We start from the raw sequence: 22,904 nt of genomic DNA on the forward strand, positions 1-22,904 counted from the left end.
TCAGAGGTGAGGCCCAGTCTTTTCTCGGTGTTCTTAGTGCCCTCTGTGGTAAAAGCGCAGTTCAATCCAACTGCTTTGCCAGCGTCGGTGGCATGTCCCGCGCCGGTGGTGGTGGCCAGCCGCCCAGGTCCTTGAAGCGGTTTACCATGGAGCAGAACAGCTCTGCGGTTCGGGTGGCATCGTAGAGCGCCGAATGTGCCTCGCGCTGGTTGAAGCGGATGCCGGCGGCTTCACAGGCCTTGGCCAGTACCGTCTGGCCATACACCAGCCCTGCCAGGGCGGCAGTGTCAAAGCTGGAGAACGGGTGGAAGGGGTTGCGCTTGATATCGGCGCGTTCCGATGCCGAGTTCAAAAAGCCCTGATCAAAGAAGCTGTTATGGCCCACCAGTACGGCGCGGGTGCAGCCATGGTGTTTGATGGCCTTGCGGACCGGCTCAAACACGCCTTTCAGGGCGGTTTCCTCGGGCACGGCCCCGCGCAGGGGGTTGTCCGGGTCAATGCCGGTAAAATCCAGCGCAGCCTGCTCGATGTTGGCACCCGGGAAGGGGTCCACATGAAACTGGATGCGGGTGGACGGACGCAGGTAGCCCTGGGCGTCCATATCAATCAGGACGGCGGCAATTTCCAGCAGCGCGTCGGTCTGGGCATTAAAGCCCCCGGTTTCCACATCTATCACTACTGGCAAAAAGCCCCGAAACCGCAGCGCCAGGCTGGGGTGCTGATCATTCATGATCACTCCATCAGACACACAAATCCCGTCTGACTGCGCTGGGCAGCCGCGAGAGGGGGCTATGCTACCGGAAAGCCCGCAGGGGCAACAGGCGCGAAAGCGGATCAGAGATGACGCCAGCCGGGCAGGGCGGGTACAATACGCGGCCTCGATTCACCGGGGGGCGCCTGATCCGGGGCCTCTCACATGCGGAGTCTTTCAATGTCCAAGATCAACAAGGTGGTACTGGCCTATTCCGGCGGCCTGGATACCTCGGTTATCGTCAAATGGCTGCAGGATACCTATGACTGTGAGGTGGTGACCTTTACCGCCGATATCGGTCAGGGCGAAGAAGTGGAGCCGGCCCGCGCCAAGGCAGAAGCCATGGGCGTGAAGGAAATCTACATTGAAGACCTGCGCGAAGAATTCGTGCGCGACTACGTATTTCCCATGTTCCGCGCCAATACCATCTATGAAGGTGAGTACCTGCTGGGCACCTCCATTGCCCGTCCGCTGATTGCCAAGCGCTTGGTGGAGATTGCCGAAGAAACCGGTGCTGATGCCATTTCTCACGGCGCCACCGGCAAGGGCAACGATCAGGTCCGCTTCGAGCTGGGTGCCTACGCCCTGGCCCCGGGCATTCAGGTGATTGCTCCCTGGCGGGAGTGGGATCTGAACTCCCGCGAGAAACTGATGGCGTACTGTGAAGAGCGCAATATCCCGGTAGATTTCTCCAGCAAGAAGAAAAAATCCCCGTACTCCATGGATGCCAACCTGCTGCATATCTCTTATGAAGGCGGCAACCTGGAAGATCCCTGGTGGGAAGCGGAAGAAGACATGTGGCGCTGGAGCGTGAGCCCGGAAGCGGCTCCAGACCAGCCCACCTATATCACTCTGACCTATGAGAAGGGTGATATCGTGGCCATCGACGGCGAGAGCCTGAGCCCCGCCGACGTACTGGCCAAGCTTAACAAGCTGGGTGGCGACAACGGCATCGGCCGTCTCGACATCGTCGAGAACCGCTATGTGGGCATGAAGTCCCGTGGCTGTTACGAAACCCCGGGCGGCACCATCATGATGCCGGCCCACCGCGCCATCGAGTCCCTGACGCTGGATCGTGAGTCTGCCCACCTGAAAGACTCAGTGATGCCCAAGTACGCCGAGCTGCTCTATAACGGCTACTGGTGGAGCCCGGAGCGTCTGGCCCTGCAGAAGCTGATCGATGCGACCCAGGAGCACGTTAACGGCGAAGTGCGCATGAAATTGTACAAGGGCAACGCCATTGTGGTCGGTCGTCGCTCTGACAATGACAGCCTGTTCGACGCCTCTATCGCCACGTTTGAAGACGATGCTGGCGCTTACGATCAGAAGGACGCGGAAGGCTTTATCAAGCTGAACGCCCTGCGCCTGCGTATTGCTGCCAAGAATGGCCGCAAGCTGAGCTAAAGAAGAGACGCGGCACGCTTCACGCCGTATGCAACACGAAAAACCGCCGTAGCCGAGAGGCTGCGGCGGTTTTTTTGTGCTCGGTATTCGGTCTTTGCGGTTACATAACGACAAGGAAAATGCATTTAATTTGCACGGTAGTCTCAATTAGCCTGAGGGTAGCAACATACTCACAACAACAGGCTGATCGAGGACCTTGCCATGACTATCGGGCAAAACCGCTTTTCCATTGTTCACTTGGGGATACTGACTCTGCTGACCGCGTCGCTACTGGGTGGCTGTGGCGGCGGGGGCAGTGATTCCGCAACGCCTGCTGCTACCGATGTGGATGAGGCCCAGCGCGAGGCGCCACCACAGGAGGACACCCCGGATGAGGTGGCCGAGGAGGTGCCGGAAGAGACTGAAGATGGCCCCCGGCGGGTGATCTTTGTGGGCAACAACTGGGAAGGTGTGATCGATGTTATCGATGCTAATAGCTATCAGCGCCTTGGCCGTATCAGCGGCATCCCGGATCAGGCGGCAAGAGAGAAGGAAATTGCCCTCAATCCACTGGATCTGTTGTTCTTTCAGGGCATTCGCGTACTGATCGGCGAAGGTAATCACCAGTATGTGGACGATATGTACAGTTCGCCGGACGGCCGTCTGCTGATCGTTTCCCGGCCCAGCTATGCGGATGTGGTGGCCATCGACGTGGTCAGCGGCGAGATCGCCTGGCAATTCCTGGTGGATGGCTACCGCTCGGACCATATGGCCCTGTCGCCGGATGGCACCCAGGTAGCGGTATCCGCTTCCACCGGCAATGTGGTGCACATTCTGGATGTGGAAACCGGCGAGGAGCTCGGCCGCTTCCCGTCCGGGGATTCTCCCCACGAGAATATCTATTCCGAGGACGGTGAGCGTATCTACCACGCCAGTATCGGCACCGTTTACACACCGCTGGATAATCAACTGATCGGTGATCTGACCGACGGCCTGCTGGGGCAGAACCTGCTGGATGCCACCAAGGGCGAGCGGGTGTTCCAGGTGGTGGACGCCAACAGCCTGGAAATCATCAAGCAGCTGGATCTGGAAGCGGATCTGGCAGAGGCAGGTTACGACAACCTCAGTACGGCAGTGCGGCCCATGGCGCATACTGCCGACGAGCGTTATTTCTACTTCCAGCTGTCTTTCCTGCACGGGTTTATTGAGTACGACATGCAGGAAGAAAAAGTCCTGCGTCTGGCCGAGTTGCCGGATTTGACCAACGGACTGCCACGGGAGTTCTACGTCAATGATTCCGCCCATCACGGCATTGCCCTGAGTGCCGACGATTCCACTCTGTGTGTGGCCGGCACCATGAGCGACTACGTGGCGCTGGTGGATCGTGAAGATTTCTCCCACCAGCTGAAAACCGGAATCGGCGAGAAGCCCTACTGGGTGACCACCAGCGCCGACGGCAACCACTGCTATGTGTCCTGGAGCGGTACCGACCAGATGTCTGTGTTCAACTACCAGACCGGCCAGGAAGTGGCCCGTGTGGATGTGGGCGATCACCCCCAGCGTATCCGTGAGGGCAGTGTGCCGGAGGCGTGGGTAGAGGCGCAGGGCAGCCTGTTCTTGCCCTGAGCCACGATGCGATAAAACGCTGCCCGTAGGAGCGTCGCTGGCGGCGCGATCACCGCAAGCCCGCCCGTCTACAACGAAGCCGCTGTAGGAGTTCCTCTCGAGGGACGATCCACGCATGAGCGTGGAAATAGCCCGAAGCGCCGATCCAGGATTCGGTTCGGCGCAGATTCGTCCCTCAAGAGGAACTCCTACAGCGGCTTTGTCGATATAACGGTTAGCGCTGCCAGCAACGCTCCTGCGGCAGGATGGCGCGCAGAGTATCTGCTATGAGTGGCAGTTACCTGGATGTTTTACAGTGTTCACCTGCGCAAACCCCACTTTTTCATTGTCAATCCTGCTTTCTGCCACCACTATTCGCCCTGTAACGAGTCAGGGCTCCCGTGCCCGCTGAAATTGCTGCTATCAGGAGCGAATGACGCATGCGAATCCTGCATACCATGCTGCGCGTGGGTAATCTGGATCGATCCGTGGCCTTTTATACCGAAGTGCTCGGCATGAAGGAGCTGCGTCGTAAGGAGTATCCGGAAGGGCGCTTTACCAATGCCTTTGTCGGCTACCAGCCGGAATCGCAAGGAGCGGTGCTGGAGCTGACCTGGAACTGGGATCAGACCCGCTATGACCTGGGGGATGGCTACGGCCATGTGGCCCTGGCGGTGGACGACGTGTACGCTGCTTGTGAGCGTATTCGCGACCGGGGCGGGCGCATTAGCCGCGAACCCGGCCCCATGAAACACGGCAGTACCATCCTGGCGTTTGCAGAAGATCCGGATGGCTACAAGATCGAATTGCTGGAAAGGGACTGAGGGGTTCTCGATTGGTAAACAAGGTCACCGTCGGTTGGCGGGAATGGGTAGCGTTACCCGAACTGGACATTGAAGCGATCAAGGCCAAGGTGGATACCGGGGCCCGTACTTCTGCGTTGCATGCCTTCCAGGTAGAAAGTTTTCAGCGTGATGACCAGGAATGGGTTCGTTTTTCCATCCACCCGATCCAGGGGCAGGACCAGGTCAGCCATTGCGAGGCAGTGGTGCTGGACCGCCGGGTCGTCACTGATTCCGGTGGCCACAAGGAAGAGCGCCCGGTGATCCTCACCCATATCGAGTTAGGGGGGCGCCGTTGGCCCATCGAAATTACCCTGACTGATCGCGAAAACATGAAATTCCGTATGCTGTTGGGACGAACCGCCATGGGCGAGATTGCTGTCGATCCCACGGCATCTTTTCTTCTAGGTGGAAATAAAGACCAACCATGAAAATTGCCATTCTTTCGAGAAACAAGCGACTGTACTCCACTCGCCGACTGGTGGAGGCGGGCGAGGCGGCCGGCCATGAAATGCATGTCATCGATACCCTGCGTTGCTATATGAGCATGGTGTCTCACAAGCCGGAAATTCACTTCAAGGGTGAAGTACTTGAAGGCTTTGATGCGGTGATTCCGCGGATCGGCGCCTCCATCACCCATTACGGCACGGCAGTCCTGCGCCAGTTCGAGATGATGGGTGTGTTTCCTGTCAATGAATCGGTGGCCATCTCCCGCTCGCGGGACAAGTTGCGTTCGTCGCAGCTGTTGTCGCGCAAAGGGGTTGGCCTGCCGATCACCGGGTTTGCCCACTCCCCGGATGATATTCCCGACCTGATCAACATGGTTCGCGGTGCCCCCCTGGTGATCAAGATGCTGGAAGGTACGCAGGGCATCGGCGTGGTGCTGGCGGAAACCCGCAAGGCGGCAGAATCGGTGATTGAGGCCTTTATGGGGCTGAACGTATCGGTGATGGTGCAGGAATACATCAAGGAAGCTGGCGGCGCCGATATTCGCTGCTTTGTGGTGGGTGGCAAGGTGATCGCCGCCATGAAGCGCCAGGCTCTGCCCGGCGAGTTCCGTTCCAATCTGCACCGCGGCGGCAGTGCCAGCCTGATCCGTATTACTCCGGAAGAGCGCGCCACCGCGGTGCGCGCCGCCCGAATCATGGGGCTGAATGTGGCGGGTGTAGACATCCTGCGTTCCAACCATGGTCCGTTAGTCATGGAAGTCAATTCCTCCCCAGGGCTGGAGGGTATCGAAACCTCCACCAACAAGGATGTGGCGAGCATGGTTATCAATTTCATCGAAAAGGATGCGCGCCCCTACCGGACCCAGACAAAAGGCTCCAAGGGGTAAGGCAGTTAATAGTTAACAGTGAATAGTTAATAGCGAAAACCTCCCAACCTTGTTGGTTTCCCTGCCTGTTGTCGGGGCCATCAGGGGCGGAGCGCCGGTGTTGGCTCGGGTAAAAAATGAAAAACACGAAAGAACCCAAAGTATTGCCGTTTGAACTGGATGGCGTCAGCGTCAAGCCTGGCACCCGTGCCAAGGTGGAGCTGCCGTTGGCGCAGCTCTATACCCAGACGCCCCTGAACGTCCCCATCCATGTGATCCACGGGCGCAAGCCCGGGCCGGTGCTGATGGTCAGCGCGGCGATTCACGGTGACGAGCTCAACGGGGTGGAAATCATCCGTCGCCTGCTGCGACATTCTGCCCTGAAAAGCCTCAGCGGCACGCTGCTGGCGGTGCCGGTGGTCAACGTGTTCGGCTTTATTCACAAGACCCGTTACCTGCCGGACCGCCGGGATCTGAACCGTTGCTTCCCCGGCTCCGAAACCGGCAGCCTGGGCGCGCGCATGGCCTGGCAGTTCAAAAGCCAGGTGCTGGACCGGGCCACCCACGCGGTGGACCTGCATACCGGTGCCGTGCACCGGGCCAACCTGCCGCAGATCCGCGCCGACCTGTCCAACGAGGGCACCGCCGCCATGGCCAACGCCTTTGGCGTGCCGGTGGTGATCAACTCGGTACTGGGCGAGGGTACGCTGCGGGAAGTGGCGGAAGCCCAGGGCATCCCGGTGATTACCTATGAGGCGGGCGAGGCCCTGCGTTTCGACGAGTCCTGCATTCGCGCTGGTGTCAAAGGCGTGCTCAACATCCTTCAGCACCTGGGCATGACTGGCGCTCGTCGCGCCAAGGTGCCCAGCGAGCCCTATATCGCCCGCTCCTCAAGCTGGGTGCGTGCCGAGCGCGATGGCGTTTTCCTGCCACTGGTGGCACTGGGTGCCTGGATCAAGAAAGACGATCTGATCGGCCGTATCTCCAGCCCTTTCGGTGGCGATGACGTCAACATCCACTCTCCGGCCGCCGGCATCCTGGTGGGGCGCAACAACATGCCGCTGGTGAACGAAGGCGAAGCCCTCTACCACATTGCCCGCTTCGAGGAAGTCAGTGAAGTGGCGCAGTCCCTGGAAGTGTTTACCAACGATATCGAAGAGGGGCCGACCCTGTCCGGTGAGCCGCCGATTGTGTAACCCGGTATTGTTTGGCTGAATAATATGCCATTCTGCTCATACGCTCTTGGTTAGAAAAAATTGGCTAGACACAGAAATAATGAGGCCAGATTAGCCTTGAGTCCCTGGTGTCATTCGACAGTCTGAAAGCTTTTGCGTCAGCGGCAGGCAGCTGCTGGATTGCCGATCAAAGGCTGTTGGCCAGGAGTTTTGATTTGGCGGAAAGCGGGTAATACAAAAGGTTGAGTCGACAGAGGCTATGCTTGCTATGCCGATGCATGAGCGAAAAAGTGGGCCGCTGAATATCGCTAATGTTATTGTAACTATTTGATTTTATTGGATTTGTTTTTTTGTTTCCGCTTTTCCCGCTGTTGTCACTCTCTCCGGGCCGACCTGTTGCCGATCCTTTGCTATACTGCGCCGCGATATGGACACCCCGTTGATTGAGCATTTGGAGTAATTAGATGGTCGCTTTGGTCAAGCCGCATGGTGCGGACGCATTGAACCCCTTGTACGTCGCCGATGAAGCTGCGCGCGTTGCCTTGCAGCATGAAGCGGAATCACTGCCTTCAGTGGTGATCAGCTCGGCAGCTGCCGCCAATGCGGTGATGATGGGGGCCGGCTATTTCACCCCGTTGTCCGGCTACATGAACAAGGCTGACATGCTGTCAGTGGCGGAAAACCTGACCACCGCCAATGGCCTGTTCTGGCCCGTGCCGATCGTCAATATGCTGCAGGATGTCAGCGCCATCGCTGGTGCCAAGCGTATTGCCCTGCGTGACCCCAATGTGGACGGCCAGCCGGTGATTGCGGTGATGGATGTCGCCGCCATCGAAGAAGCGTCTGACGCCGAACTGGAGGCAGTGGCCGAGCAGGTTTTTGCCACCAACGACAAGCAGCACCCGGGCGTGGCCAATTTCCTGGCGGCAGGCAACTTTATCGTTTCCGGCGACATCCAGGTGTTGAACTACTCCTACTTTGCGGATGACTTCCCCGATACCTTCCGCACCGCAGTTTCCATTCGTAATGAGTTTGTTGAGCGTGGCTGGAATAATGTGGTCGCCTTCCAGACCCGTAACCCGATGCACCGGGCCCACGAAGAACTGTGCCGCATGGCCCAGGAAGCGCTGAACGCTGACGGCATCCTGATTCATATGCTGCTGGGTAAACTGAAAGCGGGTGACATTCCGGCCGACGTGCGCGATGCCTCCATTCGCAAAATGGTGGAAGTGTATTTCCCGCCCAACACCGTGATGATTACCGGTTACGGTTTTGACATGCTGTACGCCGGTCCGCGTGAAGCTGTCCTGCATGCGGTATTCCGCCAGAACTGCGGTTGCAGCCATTTGATTGTTGGCCGTGACCATGCCGGTGTCGGTGATTATTACGGCGCCTTCGACGCACAAACCATCTTCCAGGAAAAAGTGCCTGCTGACGCGCTGGAAATTAAAATCTTCGAGGCCGACCACACTGCCTATTCGAAGAAGCTCGGTCGCGTGGTGATGATGCGTGACGTGCCTGATCACACCAAGGACGACTTTGTTCTGCTGTCAGGTACCAAGGTGCGAGAGATGCTGGGTCAGGGTATTGCGCCCCCGCAGGAATTCTCCCGCCCGGAAGTGGCACAGATTCTGATGGATTATTACCAGACGCTGGACGCTGGCAAGTAATCTTTCCTGAGCGTTTGTGCGCTCAATGCGCATCGGGAAAAGCCTCTTTTTAGAGGCTTTTTTCGTTTCCGGCCTGTGCCTTTCCTCGATGGCTCGACGTCCCTGTTAAAGGTGCGTCTGCAGGAGGGGTTGCCCCGGTTCGAGGAAGTGTTGCCTGATTCATCACTCCCTGACCCCCTCAAAACGGGCCAGAGGGGCCGAGCAGCGGCAGTAAATTACCGATGTGCCTCCGGTTTTACCGGCTGAATTGAGGTAAAATCACGCCCATTCATTTTCCGGGTGGCCCGTTTTGTGGGCAGTAAAACCCCGTTGGCAGAATAAAGGTACAGGTTATGGCCGTTATTGTGGTCTGTGTGCTGCTCTATGTGGGCTGCATTGTGTTTATCCGGGCGCGCAATCGCAAGCCGCTCGGGCTCAAGCGGCAGCTCTCGGATTTTTCCACTTTCATGGTGCCCTTCAATATCCCGGCCTACCTGCTGTCAAAGGTGCCTACTTCGCCGCGCATCGGCCTGGCCCATTTTCCCGAGCTGCAACTGATCGAGGACAACTGGGAAACCATTCGCGACGAGGCGTTGGCCCTCTACCACGGTGGCAATATCACCGCCAAAGATGATCTGCCGGCAAGCAGTTTCTACAAGGACAATCGCTGGACCAGCTTTTATCTGAAGGTGTACGACAACAAGTTGCCCTCTGCCTACGATCTGGCGCCGAAAACCATGGCTCTGCTGGATCAGCTGCCGTCCATGAACATTGCCCTTTTTGCGGTACTGATGCCGGGCAAGAAACTCAATCGTCACCATGATCCGTTCGCGTACACCCTGCGTTATTCCATGGGGCTGAGCACGCCCAATGATGAAGGCTGTGGCCTGACAGTGAATGAGGATGACTACATCTGGCGCGATGGCGACAGCATCATTTTCGATGAAACCTACATCCACTCTGCCTGGAACCGCACCGATACGCCGCGGATTATCCTGATGACCGACGTGGATCGACCCATGAAATGGAAGTGGGTGCAGAAGGTGTACTGGTACTTTGGCTGGTTCTTCAATCGCTTGTTTTTCATCGATAATCTGGACAGCAGCCATACCGGAGTGGGTAACAAGCTGGGCAAAGGGGTAATTGCCTACAAGGGCTTCCTGAAATCGGTAAAGCGGAAAAACAAGACCTTCTACGTTACAGCCAAGTGGGCTGTGGTGCTGGCGGTGCTGGGCAGTATCGGTTACCAGCTGGTGTAGACCGGCGAAAAGAAAAACTGCCGAGCGGTCGTGGTTTTGCGTCAGGCTGGCTTGGGGCGCACCGCTCCATCATGCCAACATGCCGGTGAACACATCGGTAGGGAATAACAACAATGATAAGGAACATCATTGCCGGGGCGGTTTTGGCCTGGGCGTGTGCCGGGGTGGCCAGCGCAGACGTGAAGGTAGCGCCGGCGGGGGCGTTTTCTGCCAGCGGCAAACTGGCCATGAAGAAAGGCGCTATCCCGGTCAGCTGCCATACCACCTTTAACGGCCAGGTCAGTGAGACGGGCGCCATCCGCGTTACCGAGGTCATCTTCGGAGGCATGAATCCGTTGTGCAAAAGCATCAAGGCGCTGGCGTTGCCCTGGCAAGGCCAGGTGGATCATCCGGACCGGCTTACGGTGGACGATATGCAGGTCAAGGTCAGGGTGCCGTTGCTGGGTGGTATCTGTGGTCCGGGGCCGGTAACGCTGGCCTGGGGCAACAAGGATGGATCGGCCACGTTTGATGCAGTGACCCTGGGCCCGGACTGTGCCATGGACGGTACCATGATCACCTCCCCCCAGGTGGATATCCGTCGTGCCGAACAACCCGCCGTCCCCTCAGAAACGGTCCGCCAACCCGGTGTTACTCAGCACACCAGTTGATCCCGCCTGCGTATAGGCTTTGTTATTCCGGCCCGATCGGCGTTTCCCCTCGGGCCAACGCCCAGCTATCATGAGTTTTTTCAGTGACAGCAACTGTTTGCAAGGCAAGGATATAACAATGCAGAACGTGGTGGCGATTCCCGCTAACCCGGCGCTGGTCAACAGCACCGAAGATTTCCTTCATGCCGTCGAGCACGATCGTAAAGACAGTGCCGAGAAGTTCATTCACATGGTGGATCATCTCACCGACCGGATTCTCAGCCTGTTCCTGGTGGAACCGGCCAACATGACCGAGCTTTCCGGTGGCCAGAAGAAGGTGATCGACTTTGCCGTGTCCACCGCCGGCAAGGCGTCCAGCATGCTCACGCGCCAGATTTTCAAAAAGGTGTCTAACGCGGAATTCGCCCCGGTGGTGAAGAATGTGAAGGACATGTACTGGCAGGCTGGCGACGACAACGACAATCACGCCAGCATTGCTTTCCCGGTGGAAGACAGCTTCGCCGCTGATTTTCGCAAGGCCACCGAACTGTGTGCGGCAGGCAAGGGCACCGAAGACGTTGCCTTGGTGACTCGGGTGATGAGCGCCATGTCGGACAAAATTATCGATGAAGTCTTTGTCGCCAACACCAAGGAAGTGAAAATCGGTTTTGTGACCCAGAAAGCCCTGAATGTGGGGATTGATGGTAGCCGCAAGGCTGTGCACGCGGTGAACAACAAGGTGCTCAAGGATCTGAGCAATGACGAGCTGAAAGGGTATATGGCCCACTATCAGGGGCTGTTGCGGCAGAGATAAACCAATCAGCTGCGAGCTTCTAGCTACGAGCTGTAAGGAAAACCGATGCTGTCGGGGTTGTGCTGCGTTTGCAGCGGCGCACCATTCTGCAAGCTAGAAGCTAGAAGCTAGAAGCTAGAAGCTAGAAGCTAGAAGCTAGAAGCTAAAGAAAAGGCGCCGATTGGCGCCTTTTTTCGTTCAGGACTGCTGGGCTTGCGGCCGGCGGTTGCCTGCCGGGCGACGGCGTCGCTGGCTGTTGCCGCCGGGGCGGCTGTTGTTATTGGCCGGGCGAGCCTGGCGGTTCTGGCCATTGCCACCTCCGCCGTTGCCATTGCGGGCCTGGCCGTTTCCGCCACTGCTGTCTGAACGGGCATGGGCGGGTTTGGCTTTCTTCGGGCGTTTGCGCTTCGGTGGCTGCAGCGCCCCCGCTGCCGGTAACGGCTCGCCAGGCTCGAAGCCGGCCACGATCTTGCGCTCCAGCTGTTGCTGGGTAAGCCGTTCAATATCCTTCAGCTGCTGGGCTTCATCGGCGCTGACCAGGGAAATGGCCTGGCCGGTGGCGCCGGCACGACCGGTGCGGCCGATGCGGTGCACATAGTCTTCCGGCACATTGGGCAGGTCCACGTTTACCACCTGTGGCAACTGCTCGATATCCAGGCCCCGGGCGGCAATGTCGGTGGCGACCAGCGCACGTATCTTGCCGTTCTTGAAGTCTGCCAGGGCACGGGTACGGGCGTTCTGGCTCTTGTTGCCGTGGATAGCGGCGGCTTCGATGCCGTTGCTTTCCAGCTGCTTGGCCAGCTTGTTGGCGCCGTGCTTGGTGCGGCTGAAGACCAGCACCTGGAACCAGTTGTTGTCCTGGATCAGGTGGGTGAGCAGGGCCGCCTTGCGCTGTTTGTCCACCGGGGCGATCCACTGGGTGACCAGCTCGGTGGTGGTGTTGCGCGGGCTCACATCGATTTCCACCGGATCGTTCACCAGGCCCTTGGCCAGGGCGCGGATCTCCGGGGAGAAGGTGGCCGAAAACATCAGGTTCTGCCGTTTTGGTGGCAGCTTGGAGAGAATCTTGCGGATGTCATGGATAAAGCCCATGTCGAGCATGCGATCCGCTTCATCCAGCACCAGTATTTCCAGGTGATCGAATTTCACCGCATTCTGCTGATACAGATCCAGCAAGCGCCCGGGAGTTGCTACCAGGATATCGGCGCCGCCGCGCAGGCGCTGCATCTGAGGATTCACCTTCACACCGCCGAATACTACGGTGGAGGTGAGGGGCAGATGCTTGCCGTAGGTGGCCACACTTTCGGCGACCTGGGCGGCCAGCTCCCGGGTTGGGGTCAGTACCAGAGCGCGTACCTGGTTATTGCTGGCGGCCTTGCCGGCGCGCAGGCGCTCCAGCAGGGGGAGGGTAAACCCGGCAGTTTTGCCGGTGCCGGTCTGGGCAGCTGCCATCACATCACGGCCGCTGAGTACGGCGGGGATGGCCTGGGCCTGGATCGGTGACGGGGTGTGATAACCCTGATCGGCAACAGCGGCCAACAGGTCATCCCCCAGTCCAAGGGAAGTAAAAGGCATGAAATTGGGTCTAACTTAAGAAGGGGCGGCAAGCCTACCCCATCCGCGGCAGGAACACGAGCCCGGTGGTCTGGTTGCCGGTAGCGTTGATGAGCGGCGAAATAAAGGTGATCAGACGAGTGGCGGAGTGTTGCTGAGCACTTCATCAACCCCGGAGCGAAGCGCCTGGCGCTGCTGCTCCTGCCCCTCAGGCAGGAATGCCAGTACCCGACCGCCAAGGTGGTGGTAGGCATCCACCAGTGAGCGCCGGAACAGGGGGAGGCCATGGAAGACCGGTGGCAGTGAGTAAGTGCGCCCGTTGCGGACGGCTGCCAGCGGCCTGAGGCCCATCAACAGGGACAGGCCGGCCCGCCGGCATTCGTTCTGGGGCGCCATGGTAATGGCGGCAGGGAACAGCTTGCGCAACAGTCGTGTGTGCTCCGGGTGCCAGAGTAGAAAGCGTGCCTGGCGGCATAGCCAATCGCCTTTTTGTTGTTGATCCGCCCAGTTGCGCAGGGCGACCAGAGTCCTTTCGGCACTCTCGGGTTTGATATCAAGTACCCAGCGTTGGTCGGTAAAGGTGCGGGCGAAGTCATCGAAGGTGAGCAGGGACTGGCCATCGTTGAGGCGGTGGCCCAGGCAGCGATCCGAATCCATTTCTTCGATGATGGCATCACTGCCGGCGGTGCGAATCAGAGCGGGGTCGTGATGCAGGACGATGAGTCCGTCACGGGTGGTGCGAAGGTCGGTTTCCAGGGTATGAAAGCCGGCTTCGGCGGCGGCCTCGAACGCGTGCAGGCTATTTTCCACATGGCGCTGGTGCAGGCCGCGATGGCTGATCCAGATTACATCCATGGGGACATTGTCTCCCGGAAACTGGCTTGGTTAAAGCACCATAAGTCGGGAGCGTGCTTGGCGGTGACGCTCAGGCGGCGTGGGCGCTGGCCATTTCCGCATCAAAGGATTCCCACTGGCCGGGATAATCCGCATGCGCATCTTCGAAAATACCGTCTACTGCCTCGGGTACCCATTCCAGATCCAGTTGCTCTTCGTATTCCATGAATTACCCCGTTGCTTGTTTTTTAAACAAGGTCAAGACTAGCGTGCCGGGCCTGAATGCTCTGTTGTTGCGCTGTAAGCTTTTGCTTACAGGGTGTGACAAAAAGGATTGCAATAGTTGGCGTAGCCAGGGCCACAATGACAGCTCTGACTGAGAGGGAGGAGGCTTGATGCAAGAGCTGGACTGGAATCAAGTCGTTATCCATCTGTACCAACTGGGTATTGCCTTTTTGTTGGCACTGCCGGTGGCCTGGAACCGGGAGCAGCGAGCCCGTGGCGCGGGGCTGCGCACCTTCCCGCTGGTCTCTGTGGCGGCCTGTGGTTATATGCTGGTGGGCATGCAGGTGTACACGGGCTCGGATGCGGAGGCCCGAGTCATGTACGGAATCATCACGGGAATGGGCTTTATCGGTGGTGGTGCGATTTTAAAGGATGGCGCCAATGTGAGCGGTACCGCCACGGCGGCCAGTTTGTGGAATACCGGCGCCATCGGCATCTCGGTGGCCTACAGCCGGTATGAAATCGCCCTGGTGCTATCGTTGATCAATTTCCTGATCCTGCAGTTTTCCCGTTCTTTAAAGCGGCTGCCGGTGGATGAATGATCCCCGGCTTATACCGTGGCGAGAATGGCCTGGCGTACACAATGCAGCACTCCGGTGGGCCAGTCGTCGGCCAGCAGATCTTTCAACTGCCGGTAGCTGAAGGTGTCTTCGGCCAGGTTGGGCTGGCTGAGCAGGGCATCCTGGATAATGCCGATCTCCATTTCGCTGATCCCCAGTGCCTGCTCCAGGCTGAGTTGGTTGGCGGTGACCAGTTGTGCCAGTTCCCGGTACACGGTTTGCTCGTTCAGGTTCTGCTGGCGGGCAATGGCTGACGGGCTCATGTTGGCCTGGGCCAGGGCAAGGATCTCGTTGCCATTCGGGCCGGCGGGCTCGGCGACACCGGCGGCATCATCACCGTTGAGAATGGCCAGAAACTCATCCCCGTAGCGTTCCAGCTTGCGGTCGCCGACACCGCTGACCGCGGCCATTTCCATACGATTGCGCGGGCGGATCGCGAGCATGTCCATCAAGGTGGCGTCGTGGAAGACAACGTAGGGTGGCACGCCTTCTTCGTCCGCCAGCCGTTTACGGCAGGCACGCAGGGTTTCCCACAGCTCACGGTCGGCATCGGCGATGCTGGAGTGGGTGCGCCGTGTGGTGGCTTTTTTGGCCTTGGCCAGTTCCTTGCGCAGGTGCAGGGGCTGCTCGCCGCGCAGGTAGGGGCGGCACAGGTCGGTGAGTTGCAGGGCGCCGAAGCCGTTCATGTCCACGGTGAGCAGGCCGCGGGCTACCAGTTGCCGGTAAATGCTTTTCCACTGGTTGGCGCTGAATTCATTGCCGATGTTCCAGGTGGACACATGGTCGTGGCCGGCACTGGCCACTTTGTCGGAACGGTTGCCGGTGAGCACATCGATCAGGTGATTGGCGCCGAAGCGCTGGCCGGTGCGGTAGACACAACTCAGGGCTTTCTGTGCGGCTTCGGTGGCATCGAAGGTCTGTGGCGGGTTCAGGCAGGTGTCGCAGTTGCCACAGGGCTTCTCCAGCGTTTCGGCGAAATAGTGCAACAGCGCCTGACGACGGCACTGAGTGATTTCGCACAGCCCCAGCATGGATTCCAGTCGCTGGTTTTCGTTGCGCTTGTGCTGCTCGTTGCCGCTGCTCTGGGCCAGCATTTGCTTGAGTTTGATGGCGTCTTCCAGACCATAGGCCATCCAGGCAGTCGCAGGCTCGCCATCGCGCCCGGCGCGGCCGGTTTCCTGATAGTAGGACTCGATGCTTTTCGGCAAGTCCAGGTGAGCCACGAAGCGCACATCCGGTTTGTCGATGCCCATGCCGAAGGCAATGGTGGCCACCATCACCAGGCCATCTTCTCGCAGGAAACGCTGCTGATGGGTTTCCCGGGTTTGTGCGGGCAGGCCGGCATGGTAGGGCAGGGCTTTCACGCCCTGCTGGCACAGCCATTCTGCCACCCGCTCCACCTTGTTGCGCGACAGGCAGTAAACGATACCGGCGTCGCCGTCGTGCTCGGCACGAATCAGGCGCAGTAGCTGGTTGCGGGCACCGTCCTTGCGTTCGATACGGTACTGGATATTGGGCCGGTCGAAGCTGGAGACAAAATGGCGGGCCCGGGTCAGGTCCAGTCGCTCGGCGATTTCCGTACGGGTGCGTTGATCCGCCGTGGCGGTCAGGGCAATGCGCGGCACATTGGGAAATTCCCGGTGTAGCAGGGACAGTTGCAGGTAATCGTTGCGGAAGTCATGGCCCCATTGGGAGACGCAGTGAGCTTCGTCGATGGCAAACAGGGCAATCTGGGCCTGGTGAAGCAGCGACAGGGTGCGCGGCTGGATCAGTCGCTCCGGAGCGATGTAGAGCATGTCCAGCTCGCCCTTGAGCAGGGCGTCTTCCAGGGCCCGCTGCTGTTCCATGTTCAGCGTGGAATTGAGAAAACCGGCATTGACACCCAGTGCCTTGAGCGCATCTACCTGGTCCTGCATCAGTGCAATCAGCGGGCTGATCACCACCCCGGTGCCGGGGCGCACCAGGGCCGGAATCTGGTAGCACAGGGATTTGCCGCCGCCCGTGGGCATCAACACCAGAGCATCGTCGCCCTGAATCAGGTTGTCGATAATGGTCTGTTGTTCACCGCGGAACTGGTGATAGCCAAAGACGTGCTGGAGAACGGAGTGGGCATCGGATTGCATCGGGCGAGTATACCTGCCGCCGCCCGGCACTGACATCCGCCTGCCAGCAAACTGTGCTAGGTTCAGGTGAAATTTCAGTGGGAATGCTTGTACGTGATAACCGATATCTTTCGTCAGTTTCTGGTGCTGGGGCTGATCAGCTTTGGCGGCCCAGCGGCCCATGTGGGTTACTTCCATCGTCGTTTCGTGGAGGAATTGCAGTGGCTGGATGAGTCGGAGTTCGCTCGCCTGCTGGCATTGACCCAGTTTCTGCCCGGGCCGGCGTCCAGTCAGTTGGGCTTTGCCATCGGTCGGGTGCGTGGCGGTGTACCTGGGGCTTTCGCGGCGTTTGTTGCCTTTACCTTGCCGTCTTTTTTGTTGATGGCCCTCTTGGGGATTTACGCCACGTCTCTGCCGGACTGGCTGCAGGGTGGGGCGATCACCGGGCTCAAGTGGCTGGCGGTGATCGTGGTGGCCGATGCGGTGTGGAATATGGGCCAGCGCTTCTGTGCCCGGGGGCTGACCCGCACGATCGCCGCGCTGGTGGCCATGCTGTTGGTGCTGTGGCCGGCGCTGGCAGGGCAGATGCTGGCCTTGCTGGTGGCCGCCGCCATTGGCTGGCAGCGGTTACGCCCGGAACAGGGGGTGCCAGCCAATGGCAAGCCGGTTTGGCGTCGCTGGCCGTTGGTGACGTTTGTGTTGCTCGCGTTCGTTGCCCTTTTTCCCGCGGCGCGGGGGCTGGGCCTGTGGAATGATTTCTTTGCCGCCGGCTCTCTGGTGTTCGGTGGTGGCCATGTGGTGCTGCCCCTGCTGCAGGAACTGGTTGGGCCACAGATGTCCCCGGATCAATTTCTCACTGGCTATGCCGCTGCCCAGGCAGTGCCCGGGCCCATGTTCTCGCTGGCGTCTTACCTGGGGGCGGTGTTGTTGCCTGCCAGCCCCTGGTGGGGTGCCCTGATCGCCACCCTGGCCATTTTTCTGCCCGGTTTCCTGTTGGTGCTGGGGCTCATGGAGGGCTGGCAATGGCTCTCTTCCCGACCCGCTCTGGCAGGTGCGGTAGCGGGGATCAATGCGGCGGTGGTGGGGCTGCTGCTGGCGGCCCTGTACCAGCCGGTATTTATCTCTGCGGTTCATGATGTGTGGGATCTGTTGATCGTGGTGGCGGGGTTTGTGGTGCTGCGCAGCAAGACGGTGCCGTTGTGGGGGATGGTGCTGGGCATGGCGGCGCTGGGGGTGCTGACCAACCTGCTGTAGGAGCGCCTCTCGAGGCGCGAACCCGAGCCTTGTGCGAGGGAATTGTCATCCGATCTGGCAAATTGCCAATAGATTCGCTGGTGCTATCTGCAGCCGGTCCTTCGCCTGGGCTCAGGTTCGCGCCTCGAGAGGCGCTCCTACGGGGGGCTGGGGTGCGCGATAGGCGGCGCTTGCCTTAAAGTCGGAATCATGATTCACTTCTTTTAAGAAATGAATACGGATTCCGATCATGGCTTACCGGGAAACCGCCAACGTAAAGGCACGCAAGGCGGCCCAGCGCGACCATCTGTTGCACAGTGCCGAGCAATTGGTGCGCGAGGGTGGCTTTGCCAATCTCACCATGCAGACCCTGGCGGAGGAAGCCGGGGTGGGGGTGGGCACCCTGTACCGTTATTTCGACAACAAGGCGGTGCTGGCGGCGGAAGTGTTTCGCGTGGCTACCGAGCGGGAAGTCGCAGCAGTGGCAACAGCGATGGAGCACCCCGGCAGCTTTACCGAACGGCTCAGCCGTGTGCTGCAGATCTTTGTCCAGCGTGCCCAGGCGGCGCCCCGACTGGCCTGGTCGCTGATCGCCGAGCCGGTGGACCCGGCGGTGGACGCCGAGCGCCTTACTTATCGTCAGCGTTATGCAGAGCTTTACCGGCAGTTGCTCAGCGATGGGGTTAGCCAGGGGGCGCTGCCCATTCAGGATACGGCGATCAGTGCGGCGGCCCTGGTAGGCGCGATTGCCGAAGCGCTGGTAGGCCCGTTGTCCGATCCTTTGCCAAAAGCCAATCTGGCGGGATCCCTGACCCAATTTTGTCTGCGAGCCGTGGGGATATCCCCGGCGCAGGCCCAGCTTATTGAGCAGCAACAGACTGCATGATTTTTTCGGGAGAGCGCGAATGAATGCGAAGCACGAGACCCTCCACAGAGGGGCGCAACAGGGGAAAGCAGACCCGTTGGCCCAGACCCATGAGGTCTTCAATCAGGCCAGGGCGCTGGAGGATTACAACGCCTTCGACAATGACACCGCCCTGCGCGAGGCGGTACGCCGTCACGGGGCCGGCTGGGCGGAGGACAGGTTGTCCGCCCATGGTGCTAAAACCGGCAGTGCCGAGGTGATCGAGTGGGGCTTTCTGGCCAATGAACACAAGCCGCAGTTCTTCTCCCATGATCGCCAGGGCTATCGGGTAGACTTCGTGAAGTACCACGAGGCCTACCACCGCCTGATGACCCTGGGGCTGGAATCCGGCATTCACTCCGCTCCCTGGGCAGACCCGAAGCCGGGTGCCCATGTGGCCCGGGCGGCTCAGAGTTATCTGCAGGGCCAGGTGGAGGCCGGCCACGGCTGCCCGTTGACCATGACCTTTGCTTCGGTGCCCTCCATCAAGCTGACCCCGTCGCTGGCAAAGGAATGGTTGCCCAAGATTCTCAATAATGCCTACGACCCGCGCAATGTGCCCCACACCGAAAAGCAGGCTTTGACCATCGGCATGGGCATGACCGAAAAGCAGGGCGGCTCCGATGTGCGCGCCAACACTACCCGGGCGTATCCGGTCGGTGCCGAAGGCCCCGGTGAAGCCTACGAACTGGTGGGCCACAAGTGGTTCACCTCGGCCCCCATGTGTGATGGCTTCCTGGTGCTGGCCCAGACCGACAGCGGCTTGAGCTGTTTCCTGGTGCCGCGCTGGCGTCCGGACGGCAGCAAGAATCCGATCCAGGTACAGCGTCTGAAGAACAAGATGGGCAACGTCTCCAATGCCTCCTCCGAGATCGAATTGCGCGGCGCTCTTGGCTGGATGGTCGGCGAGGAGGGGCGCGGTGTACCGGCCATTATCGAGATGGTGGCCATGACCCGTTTCGACTGCATGGTGGGCTCCACCTCCGGCCAGCGCCAGGCGGTGGCACAGGCGGTGAACCATGCCATGGGCCGTGCCGCTTTCGGCAAGACCCTGATCGATCAGCCGTTGATGCGTAACGTGCTGGCGGACCTGCAATTGGAGGTGGAGGGCTCCCTGGCCATTACCATGCGTATGGGCGAGGCGCTGGATAACACCACCCTGGACCCGAGCAACGAGCACGAGACACTGCTGCTGCGGCTGGGTCTGCCGGCGGGTAAGTACTGGATCTGCAAGCGCACTCCCTTTCATGCCTACGAGGCCATGGAGTGCCTTGGCGGCAACGGCGTCACCGAAGACTTCATCATGGCGCGCCTGTACCGCGAAGCGCCCATCAATGCCATCTGGGAAGGCTCCGGCAATGTGCAGGCCCTGGACATGCTGCGCGCCCTGGCCAAGACCCCGGCGGTGCTGGATGTGTGGTTCGCCGAGCTGGCGAAAACCACCGGCAGTGATCCCCGCCTGGACAAGGCGGTGACTTCGCTCAAGCAGGAATTCGTGGACATGGATGAAGCCGAATACCGGGCCCGGGTTATCGTCGATCGCCTGTCCCTGACCATGCAGGCCAGCCAGCTGGTAGCGGCGGGCAATAGCGCCGTGGCAGACGCCTTTATTGCCTCCCGCCTGGGAGAGCATGGTGATCGTAACTATGGGACCCTGCCGCGGGGGCTGGATCTGGGGGCGATTCTGCGGCGGGCAAACCCTTGGGAGAGCAGTTAGAAAACAGTTAACAGTTAATAGCGGCGCGAAGCGGCGTTATCTGTTCTGAAAGCAAAGAGGCCGCGCCCATCGTTTGGGCGCGGCCTCTTGCGTTTCCGTTGCGAGGGGCTGTAGCGCGTCGCTGTTAACTATTCACTATTAACTGTTCACTGCCTCTACAGTTTCAGTTTGCCCGCGATCTCAAACCACATGGCCCGGAAGGCCTGGGCGGAGGGGGTGTAGGGGGCGAATTCACCGACCGGGGCGCGGTGGTCGCCCATCTGCTCCACATGAGTGGAGTAGGGGATCCAGGTTTTCAGGCCGCCTTTCATGCTCTTGGGGCGCTTGACCAGCATTTCCACATGCAGGTCACGATGCCGATCCACCATGTTGAAAAAAGGCACCACAGTGAGGTTCTTGTAGTTCTTGTTCTCCAGCCAGTTCAGAACCTGTTCAAAGGCGCGTACCGACAGGTGGGTGGGGATCACCGGCACAAACAGGTAGTCCACCGCCGCAAAGATACTTTCCGCCACCGGGCTCAGGGTCGGCGGGCAATCCAGGATTACCAGTTCGTAGCTTTCCCCCAGCGGCGCAATCAGCTGTTTCAGGCGGTTCTTGGCGCCGCCGTTTTCCATCAGTTTGATATCGGCATTGCGCATGGAGATGTCGGCGGGGATGGCATCCAGATTGGCCCAGCGGGTTTCCCGCTTGAGTCGGCCGATGGGTTGTTTCCCCTTGATCAGGTTGCCGGCCTTGTAGCCGTCACCGTCATCCACCCCCAGATAGAAACTGGCGGCCCCCTGGGGGTCCAGGTCCCAGAGCAGGGTACGGTGCTTCCAGCGTGCGGCATGCCAGGCCACATTCACGGCCGAGGCGGTTTTGCCCACGCCACCTTTCAGGTTGTAAAAGGCTATGGTTTGCATGACGTCCCATTCCTGTAAGCTTGCAAAAAGCGCTACGATATTGGTTATTGGCACTGGCGCCGCCGGATAACCGGCACAAAGGCTGGGCTCAGGCTAGCATGAACCGGATGGATGTCCCACGACCAGACTGCCTACAGCGGTCCCCGGGTTGTGATGAGGGCCCACAGGCTGTTTAATAGCCAGCCAAAAACGTGCCCGAGAGGGCCATAACTCGACGCTACAGGTACCCAGGGTGACAGCGACGAAACGCTACCAGGTCTTTATCAGTGCCACCTTTCCCGATATGCAGGGGGCGCGCCAGGCATTGATGTTGCCGATGATTGAGCACGGCATGATACCCACCGGCCTGGACAGTTCTGCCGCAGATGGCAATACCCTGCTGCCGGTGATCCAGAAGCTGATCGAAACCAGCGATTATTTTGTCCTTATTGTGGGTGGGCGCTACGGCACCCTGTCTCCCATGGGGCTCAGCGAGCTGCATCGCGAATATATTTTTGCCGCCACCAAGCGCAAACCCATCGTTGCCTTTATCCATGATAATCCGGCCATGCTGCCTTCTGACCAGCAGGAGCCTACCCGTGATGGTCAGGTGCGCCGCGATGATTTTGTCCGCCTGCTGGAAGAAAAGGTAGCCTGTTTCCGTTGGACCACGGAAAACGGCCTGGCAGAATTGGCACACAAGGTGATTCCCAACCTGATGCGTGAGCATCGCACCGCGGGCTGGGTGCGTGCAGACCAGGCCGCCCTCGGTGGCAGCGGGGCAGAAGTCGAGGCGCTCAAAGCCCGAATCGAGATGCTGGAAAAAGAGCGCGAAGACAGCATGAGCCAGGCCCGGCCAGCACTGAAAACCCTGTCCCGGGGTGGCGATCTGGTGGCACTGGATTACTCCTGCAACGTTTACGAAGGCGGTGATTGCAAACTGGCCATGGTCACCACCCGGATCAGCTGGGATCAGGCGTTTTCCTGTGTGGCTCCGCTGATGCTCAATCCGGCATCCGAACCGGTGATGCAGAAGGCCCTGGAAGACTTCATTGGCCGCAAGGCTCTGGGAGATGTGCAGCAGGACTTCCCCCGTGCCCATGCGGTGCGCAACGTGGTGCTGGCTGCCCATGCGTTCAACCAGATCAAGATCCACTTGCGAGCGCTTGGGTTGATTACCAAATCGTCGGAGAAGGATAACCGCGGCCTGCCGTTGTGGCAGCTGACCGCCCATGGGGACAACACCATGAGCCAGGTGATGGCGGTTAAGCGGAGCGTTAAAATCTAGTTAATAGTGAGCAGTTAATAGTTAACAGCGGCGCGGAACAGCGTTGTCTGTTCTGAAAGCAAAGAGGCCGCGTCCAGGGTTTGGACGCGGCCTCTTGCGTTTCCAGTCACGAGGCGCTGGAGCGCGTCGCTGTTAACTGTTCACT

The 22,904-nt window shown here is 59.5% G+C and carries 21 protein-coding genes; 15 read left to right on the forward strand and 6 right to left on the reverse strand.

Annotated elements, in window-relative coordinates; translation table 11 throughout:
- Positions 1–61: 61 nt before the first annotated feature.
- A complete protein-coding gene (gene rnt / locus Q0Y02_RS11460; protein ID WP_297768307.1) occupies positions 62–730 on the reverse strand; it encodes a ribonuclease T in 669 nt (222 codons plus the stop codon).
- 201 nt (positions 731–931) lie between these two features.
- On the opposite strand from rnt, the gene Q0Y02_RS11465 reads away from it, so the two are divergent.
- From Q0Y02_RS11465 to Q0Y02_RS11510, 10 genes are all read left to right on the forward strand, one after another.
- Positions 932–2,155: an argininosuccinate synthase gene (locus Q0Y02_RS11465; RefSeq protein ID WP_297768310.1), complete on the forward strand. Its 1,224-nt coding sequence runs from the start codon at positions 932–934 to the stop codon at positions 2,153–2,155.
- Between the two features lie 201 nt (positions 2,156–2,356).
- Positions 2,357–3,760, forward strand: coding sequence for a serine/threonine protein kinase (locus Q0Y02_RS11470; protein WP_297768312.1), 1,404 nt, complete (start codon positions 2,357–2,359; stop codon positions 3,758–3,760).
- A 419-nt stretch (positions 3,761–4,179) separates the two neighbouring features.
- On the forward strand, positions 4,180–4,563 hold the full coding sequence (gloA, locus tag Q0Y02_RS11475; RefSeq protein WP_272974763.1) for a lactoylglutathione lyase: 384 nt from the start codon (positions 4,180–4,182) through the stop codon (positions 4,561–4,563).
- Positions 4,564–4,574: 11 nt separating this feature from the next.
- Positions 4,575–5,012, forward strand: a complete 438-nt coding sequence (locus Q0Y02_RS11480; RefSeq protein ID WP_297768317.1) for an ATP-dependent zinc protease — start codon at positions 4,575–4,577, stop codon at positions 5,010–5,012.
- Positions 5,009–5,917: a 30S ribosomal protein S6--L-glutamate ligase gene (gene rimK, locus Q0Y02_RS11485; protein WP_035248902.1), complete on the forward strand. Its 909-nt coding sequence runs from the start codon at positions 5,009–5,011 to the stop codon at positions 5,915–5,917. The genes Q0Y02_RS11480 and rimK overlap by 4 nt, the downstream gene beginning before the upstream one ends.
- A gap of 116 nt (positions 5,918–6,033) precedes the next feature.
- Positions 6,034–7,092: a succinylglutamate desuccinylase/aspartoacylase family protein gene (locus Q0Y02_RS11490; protein WP_035248900.1), complete on the forward strand. Its 1,059-nt coding sequence runs from the start codon at positions 6,034–6,036 to the stop codon at positions 7,090–7,092.
- 443 nt (positions 7,093–7,535) lie between these two features.
- Positions 7,536–8,741: a sulfate adenylyltransferase gene (sat, locus tag Q0Y02_RS11495; RefSeq protein WP_297768323.1), complete on the forward strand. Its 1,206-nt coding sequence runs from the start codon at positions 7,536–7,538 to the stop codon at positions 8,739–8,741.
- A gap of 332 nt (positions 8,742–9,073) precedes the next feature.
- The gene (locus Q0Y02_RS11500) at positions 9,074–9,979 is read left to right on the forward strand and encodes an aspartyl/asparaginyl beta-hydroxylase domain-containing protein (RefSeq protein WP_297768326.1); all 906 of its coding nucleotides are present in this window, start codon (positions 9,074–9,076) and stop codon (positions 9,977–9,979) included.
- A gap of 113 nt (positions 9,980–10,092) precedes the next feature.
- Complete coding sequence (locus tag Q0Y02_RS11505; RefSeq protein WP_297768329.1) at positions 10,093–10,629, forward strand: activator protein; 537 nt, start codon at positions 10,093–10,095, stop codon at positions 10,627–10,629.
- Positions 10,630–10,747: 118 nt separating this feature from the next.
- Positions 10,748–11,422, forward strand: coding sequence for a hypothetical protein (locus Q0Y02_RS11510; protein WP_297768332.1), 675 nt, complete (start codon positions 10,748–10,750; stop codon positions 11,420–11,422).
- Between the two features lie 177 nt (positions 11,423–11,599).
- Here Q0Y02_RS11510 and Q0Y02_RS11515 read toward each other — a convergent pair whose 3' ends face one another.
- From Q0Y02_RS11515 to Q0Y02_RS11525, 3 genes are all read right to left on the reverse strand, one after another.
- Entirely contained in the window at positions 11,600–12,976 is a 1,377-nt protein-coding gene (locus Q0Y02_RS11515) for a DEAD/DEAH box helicase (RefSeq protein WP_297768334.1), read from the reverse strand.
- A 111-nt stretch (positions 12,977–13,087) separates the two neighbouring features.
- Positions 13,088–13,810, reverse strand: a complete 723-nt coding sequence (locus tag Q0Y02_RS11520) for a glycerophosphodiester phosphodiesterase family protein (protein WP_297768337.1) — start codon at positions 13,808–13,810, stop codon at positions 13,088–13,090.
- Positions 13,811–13,880: 70 nt separating this feature from the next.
- Positions 13,881–14,015 (reverse strand): hypothetical protein, encoded by a 135-nt coding sequence (locus Q0Y02_RS11525; RefSeq protein ID WP_297768340.1) that lies wholly within the window; start codon positions 14,013–14,015, stop codon positions 13,881–13,883.
- A gap of 169 nt (positions 14,016–14,184) precedes the next feature.
- On the opposite strand from Q0Y02_RS11525, the gene Q0Y02_RS11530 reads away from it, so the two are divergent.
- Complete coding sequence (locus Q0Y02_RS11530) at positions 14,185–14,616, forward strand: MgtC/SapB family protein (protein WP_297768342.1); 432 nt, start codon at positions 14,185–14,187, stop codon at positions 14,614–14,616.
- 8 nt (positions 14,617–14,624) lie between these two features.
- Here Q0Y02_RS11530 and recQ read toward each other — a convergent pair whose 3' ends face one another.
- Positions 14,625–16,757, reverse strand: coding sequence for a DNA helicase RecQ (recQ, locus tag Q0Y02_RS11535; protein ID WP_297768344.1), 2,133 nt, complete (start codon positions 16,755–16,757; stop codon positions 14,625–14,627).
- A gap of 96 nt (positions 16,758–16,853) precedes the next feature.
- Between recQ and chrA the strand changes: the two genes are divergently transcribed.
- The 3 genes from chrA (at position 16,854) to Q0Y02_RS11550 (ending at position 20,590) form a co-directional block, all read left to right on the forward strand.
- Positions 16,854–17,990 carry a chromate efflux transporter gene (chrA, locus tag Q0Y02_RS11540; protein ID WP_297769421.1) on the forward strand — a complete coding sequence of 379 codons (1,137 nt, stop codon included), beginning with the start codon at positions 16,854–16,856 and terminating at the stop codon, positions 17,988–17,990.
- 229 nt (positions 17,991–18,219) lie between these two features.
- A complete protein-coding gene (locus Q0Y02_RS11545) occupies positions 18,220–18,855 on the forward strand; it encodes a TetR/AcrR family transcriptional regulator (protein ID WP_297768347.1) in 636 nt (211 codons plus the stop codon).
- Between the two features lie 19 nt (positions 18,856–18,874).
- The gene (locus Q0Y02_RS11550; protein WP_297768349.1) at positions 18,875–20,590 is read left to right on the forward strand and encodes an acyl-CoA dehydrogenase family protein; all 1,716 of its coding nucleotides are present in this window, start codon (positions 18,875–18,877) and stop codon (positions 20,588–20,590) included.
- A gap of 155 nt (positions 20,591–20,745) precedes the next feature.
- Here Q0Y02_RS11550 and Q0Y02_RS11555 read toward each other — a convergent pair whose 3' ends face one another.
- Positions 20,746–21,492: an AAA family ATPase gene (locus Q0Y02_RS11555; protein ID WP_297768352.1), complete on the reverse strand. Its 747-nt coding sequence runs from the start codon at positions 21,490–21,492 to the stop codon at positions 20,746–20,748.
- Between the two features lie 232 nt (positions 21,493–21,724).
- Between Q0Y02_RS11555 and Q0Y02_RS11560 the strand changes: the two genes are divergently transcribed.
- Positions 21,725–22,759, forward strand: coding sequence for a DUF4062 domain-containing protein (locus Q0Y02_RS11560; RefSeq protein ID WP_297768354.1), 1,035 nt, complete (start codon positions 21,725–21,727; stop codon positions 22,757–22,759).
- The last annotated feature ends 145 nt before the right edge of the window (positions 22,760–22,904 follow it).

This window comes from uncultured Alcanivorax sp., assembly GCF_947258575.1.
Taxonomy (GTDB): Bacteria; Pseudomonadota; Gammaproteobacteria; order Pseudomonadales; family Alcanivoracaceae; genus Alcanivorax.

What these genes read in the sequence shown, in the direction of transcription:
- rnt (WP_297768307.1), bottom strand. Translation starts at nt 730, where the DNA reads ATGAATGATCAGCACCCCAGCCTGGCGCTGCGGTTTCGGGGCTTTTTG.
- Q0Y02_RS11465 (WP_297768310.1), top strand. Translation starts at nt 932, where the DNA reads ATGTCCAAGATCAACAAGGTGGTACTGGCCTATTCCGGCGGCCTGGAT.
- Q0Y02_RS11470 (WP_297768312.1), top strand. Translation starts at nt 2,357, where the DNA reads ATGACTATCGGGCAAAACCGCTTTTCCATTGTTCACTTGGGGATACTG.
- gloA (WP_272974763.1), top strand. Translation starts at nt 4,180, where the DNA reads ATGCGAATCCTGCATACCATGCTGCGCGTGGGTAATCTGGATCGATCC.
- rimK (WP_035248902.1), top strand. Translation starts at nt 5,009, where the DNA reads ATGAAAATTGCCATTCTTTCGAGAAACAAGCGACTGTACTCCACTCGC.
- Q0Y02_RS11490 (WP_035248900.1), top strand. Translation starts at nt 6,034, where the DNA reads ATGAAAAACACGAAAGAACCCAAAGTATTGCCGTTTGAACTGGATGGC.
- sat (WP_297768323.1), top strand. Translation starts at nt 7,536, where the DNA reads ATGGTCGCTTTGGTCAAGCCGCATGGTGCGGACGCATTGAACCCCTTG.
- Q0Y02_RS11500 (WP_297768326.1), top strand. Translation starts at nt 9,074, where the DNA reads ATGGCCGTTATTGTGGTCTGTGTGCTGCTCTATGTGGGCTGCATTGTG.
- Q0Y02_RS11505 (WP_297768329.1), top strand. Translation starts at nt 10,093, where the DNA reads ATGATAAGGAACATCATTGCCGGGGCGGTTTTGGCCTGGGCGTGTGCC.
- Q0Y02_RS11510 (WP_297768332.1), top strand. Translation starts at nt 10,748, where the DNA reads ATGCAGAACGTGGTGGCGATTCCCGCTAACCCGGCGCTGGTCAACAGC.
- Q0Y02_RS11515 (WP_297768334.1), bottom strand. Translation starts at nt 12,976, where the DNA reads ATGCCTTTTACTTCCCTTGGACTGGGGGATGACCTGTTGGCCGCTGTT.
- Q0Y02_RS11520 (WP_297768337.1), bottom strand. Translation starts at nt 13,810, where the DNA reads ATGGATGTAATCTGGATCAGCCATCGCGGCCTGCACCAGCGCCATGTG.
- Q0Y02_RS11525 (WP_297768340.1), bottom strand. Translation starts at nt 14,015, where the DNA reads ATGGAATACGAAGAGCAACTGGATCTGGAATGGGTACCCGAGGCAGTA.
- Q0Y02_RS11530 (WP_297768342.1), top strand. Translation starts at nt 14,185, where the DNA reads ATGCAAGAGCTGGACTGGAATCAAGTCGTTATCCATCTGTACCAACTG.
- recQ (WP_297768344.1), bottom strand. Translation starts at nt 16,757, where the DNA reads ATGCAATCCGATGCCCACTCCGTTCTCCAGCACGTCTTTGGCTATCAC.
- Q0Y02_RS11545 (WP_297768347.1), top strand. Translation starts at nt 18,220, where the DNA reads ATGGCTTACCGGGAAACCGCCAACGTAAAGGCACGCAAGGCGGCCCAG.
- Q0Y02_RS11550 (WP_297768349.1), top strand. Translation starts at nt 18,875, where the DNA reads ATGAATGCGAAGCACGAGACCCTCCACAGAGGGGCGCAACAGGGGAAA.
- Q0Y02_RS11555 (WP_297768352.1), bottom strand. Translation starts at nt 21,492, where the DNA reads ATGCAAACCATAGCCTTTTACAACCTGAAAGGTGGCGTGGGCAAAACC.